This window comes from Streptomyces sp. NPDC007945, from assembly GCF_042958885.1.
In the GTDB taxonomy this organism is placed as follows: Bacteria; Actinomycetota; Actinomycetes; order Streptomycetales; family Streptomycetaceae; genus Streptomyces.
The window spans coordinates 51,106-66,616 of the sequence record NZ_JBIBJV010000002.1 but is presented as its reverse complement, the minus strand read 5'-3'; the positions used below and the strand labels follow the sequence as shown (position 1 = coordinate 66,616).

Below are 15,511 nucleotides of genomic sequence, written 5' to 3'. Positions count from 1 at the left end.
CCCACCGCGTTTGGGGCAAGAATGGGGGGCATGAGCGACCGCCCCTCTCCTCTCGCCGACCCGCACATCGCCTTCGATCCGGCCGAAGGCCGCCGGGACATCGTCGTCCTCGGCTCGACGGGATCCATCGGCACCCAGGCCATCGACCTGGTGCTGCGCCACCCCGACCGCTTCCGGGTCACCGCCCTGGCGGCCTCCGGCGGCCGGATCGGCCTGCTCGCCGAGCAGGCCCACCGGCTCCGGGTCGCCCAGGTCGCCGTCGCGCGCGAGGAGACGGTGCCGGAGCTGCGTACGGCCCTGAAGGCGCTGTACGGCTCCGAGCCGCTGCCCGAGCTCCTGGCCGGCCCCGACGCCGCCACGGAGCTCGCCGCCTCTCCCTGCCACACCGTGCTCAACGGCATCACCGGCTCCATCGGCCTCGCGCCGACGCTCGCCGCCCTGGAGGCCGGCCGCACCCTCGCCCTCGCCAACAAGGAGTCGCTGATCGTCGGCGGCCCGCTGGTGAAGGCGCTCGCGAAGCCCGGCCAGATCATCCCGGTCGACTCCGAGCACGCCGCGCTCTTCCAGGCGCTCGCCGCCGGCACCCGCGCGGACGTCCGCAAGCTGGTCGTCACCGCCTCCGGCGGCCCCTTCCGCGGCCGCACCCGGGCCGAGCTGGAGCACGTGACCCGCGAGGACGCGCTGGCCCACCCCACCTGGGCGATGGGCCCGGTCATCACGGTCAACAGCGCGACCCTGGTCAACAAGGGCCTGGAGGTCATCGAGGCGCACCTCCTCTACGACATCCCCTTCGACCGCATCGAGGTCGTCGTCCACCCGCAGTCGTACGTGCACTCCATGGTCGAGTTCACCGACGGCTCCACCCTCGCCCAGGCCACCCCGCCGGACATGCGCGGCCCCATCGCCATCGGCATCGGCTGGCCCGAGAGGGTCCCGGACGCGGCGCCCGCCTTCGACTGGACCAAGGCCTCCACCTGGGAGTTCTTCCCGCTCGACGACGAGGCCTTCCCGTCGGTGAACCTCGCCCGGCACGTCGGCGAGCTGGGCGGCACCGCCCCCGCCGTCTTCAACGCCGCCAACGAGGAGTGCGTCGAGGCGTTCCTCGCCGGCCGGCTCCCCTTCACCGGCATCATGGACACCGTCACGGCGGTCGTCACCGAACACGGACGGCCCACCGGGGGAACCTCCCTGACGGTGCCGGACGTCCTGGAAGCGGAGACCTGGGCCCGTGCCCGGGCCCGAGAGCTCGCAGCGAAGGCAACCGCGGAGGCACGCGCATGACGGAAGCGCTCCTGTACGTCCTGGGCATCGTCCTGTTCGCCCTGGGACTGCTCGTCTCCATCGCGTGGCACGAGCTCGGCCACCTCTCCACGGCCAAGCTCTTCGGCATCCGCGTGCCCCAGTACATGGTCGGCTTCGGCCCCACCATCTGGTCGAAGAAGCGCGGCGAGACCGAGTACGGCATCAAGGCCATCCCGGCCGGCGGCTACATCCGCATGATCGGCATGTTCCCGCCCGGCGCGGACGGCAAGATCGAGGCCCGCTCCACCTCGCCCTGGCGCTCCATGATCGAGGACGCCCGCGAGGCCTCCTACGAGGAGCTCCGGCCCGGCGACGAGACCCGGCTCTTCTACACGCGCAAGCCGTGGAAGCGCGTGATCGTCATGTTCGCCGGACCGTTCATGAACCTGGTCCTCGCCCTCGGCCTCTTCTACGGCTCGCTGATGACCCTCGGCACCGAGGTCCAGACCACCAAGGTCGCCGGCGTCCAGAAGTGCGTCATCAAGCAGAGCGCGAACCGCGACACCTGCGCGGCGGGCGACGCGCCCTCCCCGGCGCACCGGGCGGGCCTGCGGGAGGGCGACACCATCGTCGCCTTCAACGGCACCCCGGTCTCCGACTGGGACACCCTCTCGGACCACATCAGGGACACCATCGGCCCCGCCACGATCACCGTCGAGCGGGCCGGGCAGCGCCTCGACCTGCACCCGACCCTGGTCTCCAACGAGGTCCTGAAGAAGGACGAGGACGGCCAGATCGTCCGGCCCGTCGCGTACGTCCCCGCCGGCTACCTCGGCTTCCAGGCGAGCAGCGAGGTCGCGCCGCTCTCCTTCGGCGAGACCACCGAGCGCATGGGCGACCTCCTGGAGAACGGCGTCGAGTCGGTCATCGCCCTCCCCGGCAAGATCCCCGGCCTGTGGGACGCCACCTTCGGCGACGGCGAGCGCGCCGACGACTCCCCGGTCGGCGTCGTGGGCGCCGCCCGCATCACCGGCGAGCTCATGACCGTGGACGCCCCACCGGAGCGGATCCTCGTCATGTTCATGAACCTGCTCGTGTACTTCAACGTCTCGCTGTTCCTGTTCAACATGCTCCCGCTGCTGCCGCTCGACGGCGGCCACATCGCGGGCGCCCTGTGGGAGTCGGTCCGCCGGCACACCGCCCGCCTCTTCAAGCGCGCCGACCCCGGCCCGTTCGACGTGGCCAAGCTGATGCCCGCCGCCTACGTGGTCGCCGGCGTCTTCGTCTGTTTCACGCTGCTGGTGCTCGCCGCCGACCTCGTCAACCCGGTGAAGCTGACGTAGCCCTCAGGGGGGCCGGGCACCGCCGTGTCCGGCCCCCCGCCCCCGGGGCGGTAATCTCGGAAGCCCGAGCCCGCCGACGCACGACCTTGAGGTTGCACACACTCATGACCGCGATTTCTCTCGGTATCCCCACTGTTCCGACCCGGCTCGCCGAGCGCCGCAAGAGCCGGCAGATCCAGGTCGGCAGCGTGGCCGTCGGCGGTGACGCACCCGTCTCGGTGCAGTCGATGACCACGACCCGCACCTCCGACATCGGCGCCACCCTGCAGCAGATCGCCGAGCTGACCGCCTCCGGCTGCCAGATCGTCCGGGTGGCCTGCCCGACCCAGGACGACGCCGACGCGCTCGCCGTCATCGCCCGGAAGTCCTCGATCCCGGTGATCGCCGACATCCACTTCCAGCCGAAGTACGTCTTCGCCGCGATCGACGCCGGCTGCGCCGCGGTCCGGGTCAACCCCGGCAACATCAAGCAGTTCGACGACAAGGTCAAGGAGATCGCCCGGGCGGCGAAGGACGCGGGCACCCCGATCCGCATCGGCGTCAACGCCGGCTCCCTCGACGCCCGCCTCCTGAAGAAGTACGGCAAGGCCACCCCCGAGGCGCTCGTCGAGTCCGCCCTCTGGGAGGCGTCCCTCTTCGAGGAGCACGACTTCCGCGACATCAAGATCTCGGTCAAGCACAACGACCCGGTCGTCATGGTCGAGGCCTACCGCCAGCTCGCCGCCCAGTGCGACTACCCGCTGCACCTCGGCGTCACCGAGGCCGGCCCCGCCTTCCAGGGCACCATCAAGTCGGCCGTCGCCTTCGGCGCCCTGCTCTCCCAGGGCATCGGCGACACCATCCGGGTCTCCCTCTCCGCCCCGCCGGCCGAGGAGATCAAGGTCGGCATCCAGATCCTGGAGTCGCTCAACCTCCGCCAGCGCCGCCTCGAGATCGTCTCCTGCCCGTCCTGCGGCCGCGCCCAGGTCGACGTCTACAAGCTCGCCGAGGAGGTCACCGCCGGCCTCGACGGCATGACCGTCCCGCTCCGCGTCGCCGTCATGGGCTGCGTCGTCAACGGCCCCGGCGAGGCCCGCGAGGCCGACCTCGGCGTCGCCTCCGGCAACGGCAAGGGCCAGATCTTCGTCAAGGGCGAGGTCATCAAGACCGTCCCCGAGTCGAAGATCGTCGAGACCCTCATCGAGGAAGCCCTCAAGATCGCCGAGCAGATGGAGAAGGACGGCGTCGCCAGCGGCGAGCCGACCGTCGCCATCGCCGGCTGAGCATCCTCCCCGAATCCCCGCCGCCCTCCCGGGCGGCGGGGATTCGCCCGTGCGGGGGCCCGTCGCGGATCCTGGGGGTAAGGTGCCAGGACCAGAACCCGCACGGTGAGGCCCCCCTCGTGTTGACACAGACCACCACCCGGGTCCTCGAACCCGCCGACCTCGGCGCCGCGCTCGCCGTCCTGGAGAGCGCCCCCGTCGAGAACGCCTTCGTGACCGCCCGCGTCCGGGTCGCCGGGCTCGATCCGTGGCGGCTGGGCGGCGAGATGTGGGGCTGGTACACCGAGGGCCGGCTCACCTCGCTCTGCTACTCCGGCGCCAACCTCGTCCCGATCTGCGCCACCCCCGAGGCCGTCCGCGCCTTCGCCGAGCGGGCCCGCCGGATCGGCCGCCGCTGCTCCTCCATCGTCGGCCCCGCCGGACCCACCGCCGAGCTGTGGCGGCTCCTCGAACCCTCCTGGGGCCCCGCCCGCGACGTCCGCGCCCACCAGCCCCTCATGATCGCCGAGGAGCCCTCCGCGACCGTCGCCCCCGACCCGCTGGTCCGACGGGTCCGCAAGGAGGAGATGGAGGTGATCATGCCGGCGTGCGTCGCCATGTTCACCGAGGAGGTCGGCGTCTCCCCGCTCGCCGGCGACGGCGGCCTGCTCTACCAGGCCCGCGTCGCCGAGCTCGTCACCGCCGGCCGCTCCTTCGCCCGCATCGACGACGGCAAGGTCGTCTTCAAGGCCGAGATCGGCGCCGCCACCCGCCAGGCCTGCCAGATCCAGGGCGTCTGGGTCGCGCCCGAACACCGCGGCAAGGGCCTCTCCGAGACCGGCATGGCCGCCGTCCTCCAGTACGCCCTCGCCGACGTCGCCCCGGTCGTCAGCCTGTACGTCAACGACTACAACACCCCCGCCCGCGCCGCCTACCGCCGCGTCGGCTTCCGCGAGACCGGCGCCTTCATGAGCGTGCTGTTCTGAACCCCCGGCCGCTTGTAGGGTGCGCCGCATGGACGCCGCCGCCCTCGCCGTGATCGGACCCGTCAACCTCGCCGCCCGGGTGGACGAGGCGCTCGCCGTGCAGGCGGTCGCCTTCGGCCTCGACGCCGCGGAGGTCGCCGTACGCCGCCACATCGTGCTGCGGCACCTGATGAACCCCGGCGCCCGCGCCTACGGGGCCACCACCTCCGACGGACGGCTCGTCGGCTTCGTGTACGGGATGCCCAACGACCGCGGCCACTGGTGGTCCACCGTGGTGGAGCCGTACCTGCGCGCCACCGGCACCGCCGACTGGCTCGACGCCTCCTTCGTCATCACCGAACTCCACGTCCACCCCGACTTCCAGGGCCTCGGCCTCGGCCGCGGGCTGATCACCACCATCACCGACACCGCCGACGAGAAGCGCTCCATCCTCTCGGCCATCGACACCGAGTCCCCGGCCCGCGGCCTCTACCGCTCCCTCGGCTACACCGATCTCGCCCGCCAGGTCCACTTCCCGAGCGCCGCCCGCCCGTACGCCGTGATGGGCGCGCCGCTCCCGCTCCCGCGCCGGAACTGATTTCTCGCCGACGGCGCGGCCCGGCTAACCTCGGGCCCATCACTTTCAGTCCCGGCAGGAGTACGAGAACCATGGCCAACGCACCGGTCCAGCGCATGTCCCAGTTGATGGCGAAGACGCTGCGCGACGACCCGGCGGACGCCGAGGTCCTCTCCCACAAGCTCCTCGTCCGCGCCGGCTACGTCCGCCGCACCGCCGCCGGCATCTGGAGCTGGCTGCCGCTCGGCAAGAAGGTCCTCGCCAACGTGGAGCGGATCGTCCGCGAGGAGATGGACGCCGTCGGCGCCCAGGAGGTGTCCCTGCCCGCGCTGCTGCCCCGCGAGCCCTACGAGGCCACCGGCCGCTGGAACGAGTACGGCGCCGAGCTCTTCCGCCTCCAGGACCGCAAGGGCGGCGACTACCTCCTCGGCCCCACCCACGAGGAGATCTTCACCCTCCTGGTCAAGGACCAGTGCTCGTCCTACAAGGACCTGCCGGTCATCCTGTACCAGATCCAGACCAAGTTCCGTGACGAGGCCCGCCCCCGCGCCGGCATCCTGCGCGGCCGCGAGTTCCTCATGAAGGACTCCTACTCCTTCGACACCGAGGACGAGGGCCTCGCCCGCTCCTACGGCCTGCACCGCCAGGCCTACCAGCGGATCTTCGAGCGCCTCGGCCTCGACTACCGCATCTGCGCCGCCACCGCCGGCGCCATGGGCGGCTCCAAGTCCGAGGAGTTCCTCGCCCCGGCCGAGGCCGGCGAGGACACCTTCGCCGACTGCCCGAACTGCGACTTCGCGGCCAACACGGAGGCGGTGTACCAGGAGGTCAAGGCCGTCGACGGCTCCGCCGTCCCCGCCGCCGAGGAGATCCCCACCCCGGACACCCCCACCATCGAGACCCTCGCCGCCTCCCTCGGCGTCCCGGCCTCCGCCACCCTCAAGAACCTCCTGGTGAAGGTCGACGGCGAGATCGTCGCGATCGGCGTGCCCGGCGACCGCGAGGTCGACATGGACAAGGTCGAGGAGCACTTCGGCCCGACCGCCACGGTCGAGCTGGTGACGGAGGAGGACTTCGCGGTCCGCCCCGACCTCGTCCGCGGCTACGTCGGCCCCCAGGGCCTGGAGAAGGTCACCTACATCGCCGACCCGCGCGTGGCGCCCGGCACCTCCTGGATCACCGGCGCCAACAAGGCCGGCACGCACGCCAAGAACGTCGTCGCGGGCCGCGACTTCGAGGTCTCCGAGTACGTCGACGTCGTCGTCGTCCAGGACGGCGACCCCTGCCCCAAGTGCGGCACCGGCCTCAAGCTGGACCGCGCGATCGAGATCGGCCACATCTTCCAGCTCGGCCGCAAGTACGCGGACGCCCTGAAGCTCGACGTCCTCGGCCAGAACGGCAAGCCCGTCCGCGTCACCATGGGCTCCTACGGCATCGGCGTCTCCCGCGCCGTCGCCGCCCTCGCCGAGCAGACCGCCGACGACAAGGGCCTGTGCTGGCCGGCCGAGGTCGCCCCCGCCGATGTCCACGTCGTCGCCGCCGGCAAGGCGCTCCAGACCGAACTGGCCCTGGAGGTCTCCGACAAGCTCGCCGCCGCCGGCCTCCGCGTCCTGGTCGACGACCGCGCGGGCGTCTCCCCGGGCGTCAAGTTCACCGACGCGGAGCTGATGGGCGTCCCCAAGATCCTCGTCGCCGGCCGCCGCGCCGCGGAAGGCGTCCTGGAACTGAAGGACCGCCGCACCGGCGAGCGCGAGGAACTCACCGTCGAGGACGCCCTGACGGCCCTCACCGCGTAGCACCGGGCGCCACACCGTACGAGCGGCCGCGTCCAGGCACCGGAGCCTGGACGCGGCCGCGCACACGAAGGAGCCCCTTCACGCGGCCGTGCCGCCCTCGCGCCTCGGGCGCGGCGCCGGGTCCACCGACGGGCCCGTGAGGTCTTCTATGGGCGGGAGCGGCTCCGGGGGCGGGGGTGCGGGTGGGGGCGGGGGTTCCGGGGTGGCTCGTTCCAGGAAGCGGAGGAGTTCGACCGGGATGGGGAGGACCAGGGTCGAGTTCTTCTCCGCCGCCACGGCCATGACCGTCTGGAGGAGCCGGAGTTGGAGGGCCGACGGGGCCTCCGCCATCTGGTGGGCCGCCTCCGCCAGTTTCTTCGAGGCCTGGAGTTCCGCGTCCGCGTTGATCAGGCGGGCGCGGCGCTCACGGTCCGCCTCCGCCTGGCGGGCCATGGAGCGCTTCATGGTCTCCGGCAGCGAGACGTCCTTGATCTCGACCCGGTCGATCTGTACGCCCCAGCCGATCGCGGGGGAGTCGAGCATCAGCTCCAGGCCCTGGTTGAGCTTCTCGCGGTTGGACAGCAGGTCGTCGAGGTCGCTCTTGCCGATGATCGACCGCAGCGAGGTCTGCGCCATCTGCGAGACCGCGAACTTGTAGTCCTCGACCCGCACCAGCGCCTCCGCCGCGTCGACCACCCGGAAGTAGACGACGGCGTCGACGCGTACCGTCACGTTGTCCCGGGTGATGCCCTCCTGCGCGGGCACCGGCATCGTGACGATCTGCATGTTGACCTTGTGGAGCCGGTCCACCACCGGGACGATCATCGTGAAGCCGGGCGACCGCACCCGGCCGCGCAGCCGGCCGAAGCGGAAGACGACGCCCCGCTCGTACTGCTTCACCACACGGGCCGCCGCACCGACGTACACGACGGCGGCCGCACCCGTCGCCGCTGCGGCCGTCAGGAGTTCTTCGATCATCACGGCCCCCTGGGAAAGGGATACACCCAGGGTATGCCCCCTCCCGGAGGCCGCGAACGCGCGGCCGGGCCGGGAAGCTCAGAGCCAGCCGGCGAACTCCAGGAGCCATTCGGCCTCCTGCCGGCGCCCGCCGGCCAGCGCCCGGGTGCCGGACTCGACGGCCCGGAAGAGGGTCCAGCCGCGCAGCCGCTCCCGGTCCACGTCGAGCGAGTCGGCCAGCTTGTTCACCCGCCGCCGGGCCGCCGGCGCGCCGGCGGAGGAGGCCACCAGGTCCTCGACCCGGTCGCGGACCAGCCGGGCCAGGTCGTAGGCCCGCTCGCCGACGAGCGGGTCGGGGCCGACGGCGAGCCAGGGCGCCCGGTCGCCGGCGAGGACCTTGCCCTGCCGGAAGTCGCCGTGCAGCAGCAGCTCCTCCGACGTCCCGGCGAGCAGCTCCTCGCGGGCGCCGAGCGCCGACGCGACGAGCTCGCCGGCGGTGGCGTCGGAGCCGTGCGACCGCATCGCCTCTGCCTGCCGCGCGGTCCGCTCGGCCACCGACTCGAAGCCGTGTCCGGCCGGCGGCTCGACCCACAGCTTCCGTACCGTCCCTGCGGCCTCCAGGAGCGCCTTGGCCTCCGGCAGCGAGCGCAGCGACACCTCCGGGTGCAGCCGTTCGAGGACGAGGGCGTCCTCCGGGGCCTCGGCGCGCAGCTGGACGACGCCCCAGCCGTTCCAGAGCGCGAGGGCGTCCCGCTCCAGGGCCGGCCGGGTGAACGGCGGCGCGATCTTCAGCGCGGCCGGCGTGCCGTCGGCCTCGCGGACGAGCAGCACCAGGCTGCCGCGTCCGCCGGGGGCGACCGTCCGCTCGACGGTCAGTCCGGCCTCCTCGGGGAGCCGCGCGGCGAGGCCGGGGAGCCGCCCGAGCCACTCGGCCGCGGCGGCCTCGCCGTACCTCTCGTGGAGCGCCGTGACCAGTCGTCGGGGCGCTTCGAAACCCATGTGCGTGCCTTGTTCCTTCTCCTTGGGCGGGGCGATCAGAGCGGGTGGGGGCCGGGCTCACACCCGCTCGGCGAGCCCAGGAAAGGTTACGTCGCTGCCGCGCCACCGCACCGCGCGGACGGCCGCCTCCCGGAGCGCGGCGGCGGCCTCGCGGCGCACGGCGCCGTCGGCGGCCCGCACCAGGTCGGAGTAGACGCCGGCCACCCGGTCCTCCAGGACGGCCGCGAGCCGCTCCGCGCCGGCCGGGTCGGCCACCCGGAACGGCAGCTCGTACGCGGCGGCCGCGGCGACCGGCGTGCCGCCGAGGTCGCGGACGGTGCGGCGCAGCGCGTCGCGGCGGGCCCGGTGCGCCTCGTAGCCGGCGGTCGCGTCGGCCCGGCGCTTCTCGGCGACCCGGGCGCCGACGACCCCGTAGCCGTAGACGGCGGCGTGCTCGGCGGCGAGGGCGGCCTGGGCCGCGCGGAAGAGGGCGCTCATGCGCGGGCTCCTTCGGTGAGGAGGTAGGCGTGGGCGGCGCCGGCGGCGGCGACGGAGGCGAGCAGCCGGGCGTACTCGGGCGGCGCCGCGAGCAGCTCGGCGGTGTGCGCGTCGGAGGCGGCCCGCGCGGCGGCGGCCAGCTCCCGCAGCGCGGCCGCCGGGTCGGCGGGCACGGCGGAGTCCGCACCGATGCTCGGTGCCGGGGAGGCGGTGCCGGTGCTCGGGCTCGCGGCACCGGGGGCCGTGGCGGCGGCCGGGGTGGCGGCGGAGCCCGTACCGCCGTCCGGGGTCCCGGTGGACGTGTCCGGGGTCGGGCGGTCGCCCTCGCCGAGGGCGCTCGCGTGGGCGGCGGCGGAGGCGCGCAGCGGGGCCACGCGCGCGTGGAGCCCGGGATGGGCGGCGAGGACGGCGTCGTAGCGGGCGAGGAGGGTCCGCGAGGCGGTCACGGCGCGGCGGCGGAGGGCCGCCTCGGCGCGGGCCACCCGTTCGGCCTCGCGGGCCGCCGCCTCCTCCGCGGCGTCGGGCCGGCGCGGCCCCGCCTCCTCGGAGGTGCATCCGGTCAGGGCCGCCGCGGCGGCCGAGGCCCCCGCCACGAGCAGGGCGCGTCTGCCCGTCGTCGTCACGCTCTCTCCCTCAGCATTCCGGACCCCTCCCGGCCGCCCGTCGAAGATCACCGCAGGCGAGCGTACCCGCGGGCCCCCCGGCGGTGGACGGCAACACCCTCCGGGACCGGATACCCTTGATCCGACACGCAGCGAGAAGCAGCGACGAGCGACGTACCCACAACAGCACACGCGGCCGAGGAGTCACCCGGATGAGCACCACCCAGAGCGACAGGCTGCGCGGACTCATTGAGCCGCTCGTCCACGCGGAGCACCTGGATCTGGAGGAGATCGAGATCTCCCGGGCCGGCCGCCGAGGACTGCTGAGGATCGTCGTCGACTCGGACGAGGGCGTCGAGCTGGACGCCTGCGCGGAACTGAGCCGCGCCATCTCCGCCAAGCTGGACGAGACCGACGCCATGGGCGACGGCGAGTACGTCCTGGAGGTCAGCTCCCCGGGTGCCGACCGTCCGCTCTCCGAGCACCGCCACTACGTCCGGGCCATCGGTCGCCTCGTGAAGCTCCAGCTCACCGAGGGCGGGGACCTGGTCACCCGCATCGTGGCCGTGGACGAGGGCGGCATCGACACCGAGGTCCCGGGCGTGAAGGGCCGCAAGGCGACCGCCCGCCGCGTGGAGTTCGCCGAGATCGCGAAGGCGCGTGTCGAGATCGAGTTCAACCGCAAGGACAAGAAGGAAGAGGAGGCGTAGCCGTGGACATCGACGTGAAGCTCCTGAAGGGCTTGGCACAGGAGAAGGAAATCTCCTTCGAGATGCTGGTCGAGGCGATCGAGTCGGCCCTCCTCATCGCGTACCACCGCACGCCGTCCGCCCGGCGCCACGCGCGCGTGGAGCTGGACCGGCTCACCGGTCACGTGACGGTGTGGGCCGAGGAGGACCCGGCCGACCTGGAGGAGGGGCAGGAGCCCAAGGAGTTCGACGACACCCCGTCGGACTTCGGCCGCATCGCGGCGAGCACCGCCCGCCAGGTCATCCAGCAGCGGCTGCGCGACGCCGAGAACGACGTCACCTTCGGCGAGTACGCCCGCCGTGAGGGCGATGTCGTCGCCGGTGTGGTGCAGCAGGGCAAGGACCCGAAGAACGTCCTCGTCAAGCTGGACGACAAGCTGGAGGCCATCCTGCCGGTGCAGGAGCAGGTGCCGGGCGAGGAGTACACCCACGGCCTGCGGCTGCGCACGTACGTCGTCCGGGTCGCCAAGGGCGTCCGCGGTCCGTCCGTGACGCTCTCCCGCACCCACCCCAACCTGGTGAAGAAGCTCTTCGCCCTGGAGGTGCCGGAGATCGCCGACGGTTCCGTCGAGATCTCCGCCATCGCGCGTGAGGCGGGTCACCGCACCAAGATCGCGGTCCGTTCCACCCGTTCGGGTCTGAACGCCAAGGGCGCCTGCATCGGCCCCATGGGCAGCCGGGTGCGGAACGTGATGGCCGAGCTGCTGGGCGAGAAGATCGACATCGTCGACTGGTCGGACGACCCGGCCGAGATGGTGGCGAACGCCCTCTCCCCGGCCCGGGTCTCCAAGGTCGAGGTCGTCGACGCCGCCGCCCGGTCCGCCCGGGTGACGGTCCCCGACTACCAGCTCTCCCTGGCCATCGGCAAGGAGGGGCAGAACGCCCGCCTGGCCGCCCGCCTCACCGGCTGGCGGATCGACATCCGCCCGGACACCGAGGTCCAGGGCGAGGAGGGCTGAGCGGCCCGCCGCAAGCCTTCGATCGTTTTTGGCCAACAGATGTTCGATTTTTGCCCCAAACGGGTGAGGTCGGCCCGGGGAGGTAGACTTAATCGTGTCTGGCCGGACGCATGCCCGCGCGTGCCCTGAGCGAACCTGTGTGGGATGCCGGGAGCGAGCGGCCAAGAGCGAACTGCTGCGGATCGTGATGGATAAGGACGAGTGCGTCCCCGATCATCGCGGTACGCTGCCCGGCCGGGGTGCGTACGTGCACCCCGCCTTGCACTGTCTCGACCTGGCGGTCCGCCGACGGGCGTTCCCGAGGAGCTTCAAGGCCCCGGGACCGCTCGACACGGCGGTCCTGCGGGAACACATCGAGCAGGCCGCCCAGGCGGCACCGCAGTGAACAGGAAGTACGGCACGGATACACCGTGCGGTCAGGTACCTCGCGAGTCGGAAGTAGGTCGAGATTGCGATGAGCACTCGATGAGTACGCGATGAGTACGCCCATGAAGTAGCGACGGTCCGGCGGTAACCGGACCTATAAAGGAGCGATGTGGCTAAGGTCCGGGTATACGAACTCGCCAAGGAGTTCGGTGTAGAGAGCAAGGTCGTCATGGCCAAGCTCCAGGAACTCGGTGAATTCGTCCGTTCGGCGTCCTCGACGATCGAGGCGCCGGTCGTGCGCAAGTTGACTGACGCTTTGCAGGGTCCCGGCGGTTCCGCCGGCAAGACCGCTGCCAAGCCCGGAGCGCCCCGCAAGGCGGCGCCCGCCCCCAAGCCGGCCGCGCCGGCGCCTTCGGCGCCCGCCGCCGCACGTCCCGCCGCCCCGAAGCCTGGCGCGCCCACCCCGGCGCCCAAGCCCGCGGCGGCCGAGAAGTCCGCGACGCCGGCCCCCGGCCCGCGTCCGACCCCGGGTCCGAAGCCCCCGGCCCCGGCCCCGGCTGCCAAGCCGGCGCCCGCCTCCCCGGCTCCGACCAACCCGGAGTTCACCGCGCCTCCGGCGGCTCCGGCCGCGGGTGGTCAGCGTCCCGGTGGGTCCGCCCCCGGCCAGCGTCCGACCGGTGCCCGTCCGGGCCAGTCCGCGCCGCGTCCGGGCCAGCAGGCCCCCCGTCCCGGCCAGCAGGCCCCGCGTCCGGGCGCCCCGCGTCCGGCCGGCCCGCGTCCGGGCAACAACCCCTTCACCTCCGGCGGCTCCACCGGCATGGCGCGTCCGCAGACGCCCCGCCCCGGTGGCGGTGCCCCGCGTCCCGGCGGCCCCGGTTCCGTTCCGGGCGCCCCGCGTCCGCAGGGCGGTCCCGGCGGCGCTCCGCGTCCCGGCGGCGCCGGCGCGGGCGGCGCGCGTCCCACCCCCGGTGGCATGCCGCGTCCGCAGGCTCCCCGTCCGGGCGGCGCGCCCGGTGGCAACCGTCCCAACCCGGGCATGATGCCGCAGCGTCCCGCTGCCGGCCCGCGTCCCGGCCCCGGCGGTCGTGGCCCGGGTGGCCCCGGCGGTCGTCCGGGCGGTCCCGGCGGTGGCGGCGGCGGTCGTCCCGGCTTCGCCGGTCGTCCGGCCGGTCCCGGCGGCGGTGGCGGCGGCTTCGCCGGCCGTCCCGGCGGTCCCGGTGGCGGCGGCGGTCGCCCGGGTGGTCCCGGCGGCGGTGGCGGCGGCTTCGGCGGTCGTCCCGGCGGCTTCGGCGGCCGTCCCGGCGGCCCGGGTGGCCGTGGTGGCACGCAGGGCGCCTTCGGTCGTCCCGGCGGTCCCGCGCGTCGCGGTCGCAAGTCGAAGCGTCAGAGGCGCCAGGAGTACGAGGCCATGCAGGCCCCGTCCGTGGGCGGCGTGATGCTGCCTCGCGGCAACGGCGAGACCATTCGCCTGTCGCGCGGTGCGTCCCTCACCGACTTCGCGGAGAAGATCGGCGCCAACCCGGCGTCGCTCGTCGCGGTCATGATGAACCTCGGCGAGATGGTCACGGCCACGCAGTCCGTCTCCGACGACACGCTGGTCATGCTGGCCGAGGAGATGAACTACGTCGTCCAGGTCGTCAGCCCGGAGGAGGAGGACCGCGAGCTTCTCGAGTCCTTCGACATCGAGTTCGGCGAGGACGAGGGTGGCGAAGAGGCCCTGGTCTCCCGTCCGCCGGTCGTGACCGTCATGGGTCACGTCGACCACGGAAAGACCCGACTCCTCGACGCGATCCGCAAGACGAACGTCGTCGCGGGCGAGGCCGGTGGCATCACCCAGCACATCGGTGCCTACCAGGTCTCCACCCAGGTCAACGACGAAGAGCGTCGCATCACCTTCATCGACACCCCGGGTCACGAGGCGTTCACCGCCATGCGTGCCCGTGGTGCGAAGTCGACCGACATCGCGATCCTCGTGGTCGCGGCCAACGACGGCGTCATGCCGCAGACGATCGAGGCGCTCAACCACGCCAAGGCCGCCGGCGTCCCGATCGTCGTCGCGGTCAACAAGATCGACGTCGAGGGCGCGGACCCGGTCAAGGTCCGCGGTCAGCTGACCGAGTTCGGTCTGGTGGCCGAGGAGTACGGCGGCGACACCATGTTCGTCGACATCTCCGCCAAGCAGGGTCTGCACATCGACTCCCTGCTGGAGGCCGTGGTCCTCACCGCCGACGCCTCGCTCGACCTCCGGGCCAACCCGGACCAGGACGCGCAGGGCATCGCGATCGAGTCCCACCTCGACCGCGGCCGCGGCGCCGTCTCGACGGTCCTGGTCCAGCGCGGAACGCTGCGCATCGGCGACACCATCGTCGCCGGCGACGCGTACGGCCGCGTCCGGGCCATGCTCGACGACAAGGGCAACAACGTGGAGGAGGCGACCCCGTCGACCCCCGTCCTCGTCCTGGGTCTCACCAACGTCCCGGGTGCCGGTGACAACTTCCTCGTCGTCGACGAGGACCGCACCGCCCGCCAGATCGCCGAGAAGCGTGCCGCCCGCGAGCGCAACGCGGCCTTCGCCAAGCGCGTCCGCCGCGTCTCGCTCGAGGACCTGGACAAGGTGCTCAAGGCCGGCGAGATCCAGCAGCTGAACCTGATCATCAAGGGTGACGCCTCTGGTTCCGTCGAGGCCCTCGAGTCCTCCCTGCTCCAGCTGGACGTCGGCGAGGAGGTCGACATCCGCGTCCTGCACCGCGGCGTGGGTGCCGTCACCGAGTCGGACATCGACCTGGCGATGGGCTCCGACGCCATCGTGATCGGCTTCAACGTGCGCGCCGCCGGGCGTGCGCAGCAGATGGCCGAGCGCGAAGGCGTGGACGTCCGGTACTACTCGGTCATCTACCAGGCGATCGAGGAGATCGAGGCGGCCCTCAAGGGTCTGCTCAAGCCGGAGTACGAGGAGGTCGAGCTCGGCACCGCGGAGATCCGCGAGGTCTTCCGCTCCTCCAAGCTCGGCAACATCGCCGGTGTCCTCATCCGCTCCGGCGAGGTCAAGCGCAACACCAAGGCGCGCCTCATCCGCGACGGCAAGGTTATCGCCGAGAACCTCAACATCGAGGGTCTGCGTCGCTTCAAGGACGACGTCACCGAGATCCGCGAGGGCTTCGAGGGTGGTATCAACCTCGGAAACTTCAACGACATCAAGGTCGACGACGTCATCGCGACGTACGAGATGCGCGAGAAGCCGCGCGCGTAACACGCGGTG

Annotated in this window: 14 protein-coding genes; 10 read left to right on the top strand and 4 right to left on the bottom strand. The window is 72.7% G+C overall.

All coding sequences use genetic code 11. The features are described 5' to 3' along the window. Positions 1–30 precede the first annotated feature (30 nt). The 6 genes from dxr to ACFZCF_RS05590 all read left to right on the top strand — a co-directional run bounded on the left by dxr (position 31) and on the right by ACFZCF_RS05590 (position 7,164). On the top strand, positions 31–1,281 hold the full coding sequence (gene dxr, locus ACFZCF_RS05615) for a 1-deoxy-D-xylulose-5-phosphate reductoisomerase (RefSeq protein WP_388435652.1): 1,251 nt from the start codon (positions 31–33) through the stop codon (positions 1,279–1,281). Then, the gene (locus ACFZCF_RS05610; RefSeq protein WP_388435649.1) at positions 1,278–2,585 is read left to right on the top strand and encodes a M50 family metallopeptidase; all 1,308 of its coding nucleotides are present in this window, start codon (positions 1,278–1,280) and stop codon (positions 2,583–2,585) included. The genes dxr and ACFZCF_RS05610 overlap by 4 nt, the downstream gene beginning before the upstream one ends. 104 nt (positions 2,586–2,689) lie before the next feature. Continuing rightward, positions 2,690–3,847, top strand: coding sequence for a flavodoxin-dependent (E)-4-hydroxy-3-methylbut-2-enyl-diphosphate synthase (ispG, locus tag ACFZCF_RS05605; RefSeq protein WP_123455666.1), 1,158 nt, complete (start codon positions 2,690–2,692; stop codon positions 3,845–3,847). 119 nt (positions 3,848–3,966) lie between these two features. Beyond that, positions 3,967–4,812, top strand: coding sequence for a GNAT family N-acetyltransferase (locus ACFZCF_RS05600; protein WP_388435645.1), 846 nt, complete (start codon positions 3,967–3,969; stop codon positions 4,810–4,812). 28 nt (positions 4,813–4,840) lie between these two features. After that, positions 4,841–5,389: a GNAT family N-acetyltransferase gene (locus ACFZCF_RS05595; RefSeq protein WP_391284871.1), complete on the top strand. Its 549-nt coding sequence runs from the start codon at positions 4,841–4,843 to the stop codon at positions 5,387–5,389. A 71-nt stretch (positions 5,390–5,460) separates the two neighbouring features. Further along, positions 5,461–7,164 (top strand): proline--tRNA ligase, encoded by a 1,704-nt coding sequence (locus tag ACFZCF_RS05590; RefSeq protein WP_388435639.1) that lies wholly within the window; start codon positions 5,461–5,463, stop codon positions 7,162–7,164. Between the two features lie 78 nt (positions 7,165–7,242). On the opposite strand, the gene ACFZCF_RS05585 is transcribed toward ACFZCF_RS05590, so the two are convergent. From ACFZCF_RS05585 to ACFZCF_RS05570, 4 genes are all read right to left on the bottom strand, one after another. After that, positions 7,243–8,121, bottom strand: a complete 879-nt coding sequence (locus ACFZCF_RS05585; RefSeq protein WP_388435636.1) for a slipin family protein — start codon at positions 8,119–8,121, stop codon at positions 7,243–7,245. A gap of 78 nt (positions 8,122–8,199) precedes the next feature. After that, entirely contained in the window at positions 8,200–9,099 is a 900-nt protein-coding gene (locus ACFZCF_RS05580) for an aminoglycoside phosphotransferase family protein (protein WP_391284868.1), read from the bottom strand. Positions 9,100–9,156: 57 nt separating this feature from the next. Further along, positions 9,157–9,576, bottom strand: a complete 420-nt coding sequence (locus ACFZCF_RS05575) for a DUF4439 domain-containing protein (RefSeq protein WP_391284867.1) — start codon at positions 9,574–9,576, stop codon at positions 9,157–9,159. Beyond that, positions 9,573–10,199, bottom strand: coding sequence for a hypothetical protein (locus ACFZCF_RS05570; RefSeq protein ID WP_391284865.1), 627 nt, complete (start codon positions 10,197–10,199; stop codon positions 9,573–9,575). The genes ACFZCF_RS05575 and ACFZCF_RS05570 overlap by 4 nt, the downstream gene beginning before the upstream one ends. A 191-nt stretch (positions 10,200–10,390) precedes the next feature. On the opposite strand from ACFZCF_RS05570, the gene rimP reads away from it, so the two are divergent. The 4 genes from rimP to infB all read left to right on the top strand — a co-directional run bounded on the left by rimP (position 10,391) and on the right by infB (position 15,502). Next, positions 10,391–10,888 (top strand): ribosome maturation factor RimP, encoded by a 498-nt coding sequence (rimP, locus tag ACFZCF_RS05565; RefSeq protein WP_391284863.1) that lies wholly within the window; start codon positions 10,391–10,393, stop codon positions 10,886–10,888. A gap of 2 nt (positions 10,889–10,890) precedes the next feature. Next, entirely contained in the window at positions 10,891–11,886 is a 996-nt protein-coding gene (gene nusA, locus ACFZCF_RS05560; RefSeq protein WP_388435620.1) for a transcription termination factor NusA, read from the top strand. A 94-nt stretch (positions 11,887–11,980) separates the two neighbouring features. Further along, positions 11,981–12,271 carry a YlxR family protein gene (locus tag ACFZCF_RS05555; protein ID WP_388435617.1) on the top strand — a complete coding sequence of 97 codons (291 nt, stop codon included), beginning with the start codon at positions 11,981–11,983 and terminating at the stop codon, positions 12,269–12,271. Positions 12,272–12,421: 150 nt separating this feature from the next. Beyond that, positions 12,422–15,502 carry a translation initiation factor IF-2 gene (infB, locus tag ACFZCF_RS05550; protein ID WP_391284861.1) on the top strand — a complete coding sequence of 1,027 codons (3,081 nt, stop codon included), beginning with the start codon at positions 12,422–12,424 and terminating at the stop codon, positions 15,500–15,502. Positions 15,503–15,511 lie beyond the last annotated feature (9 nt).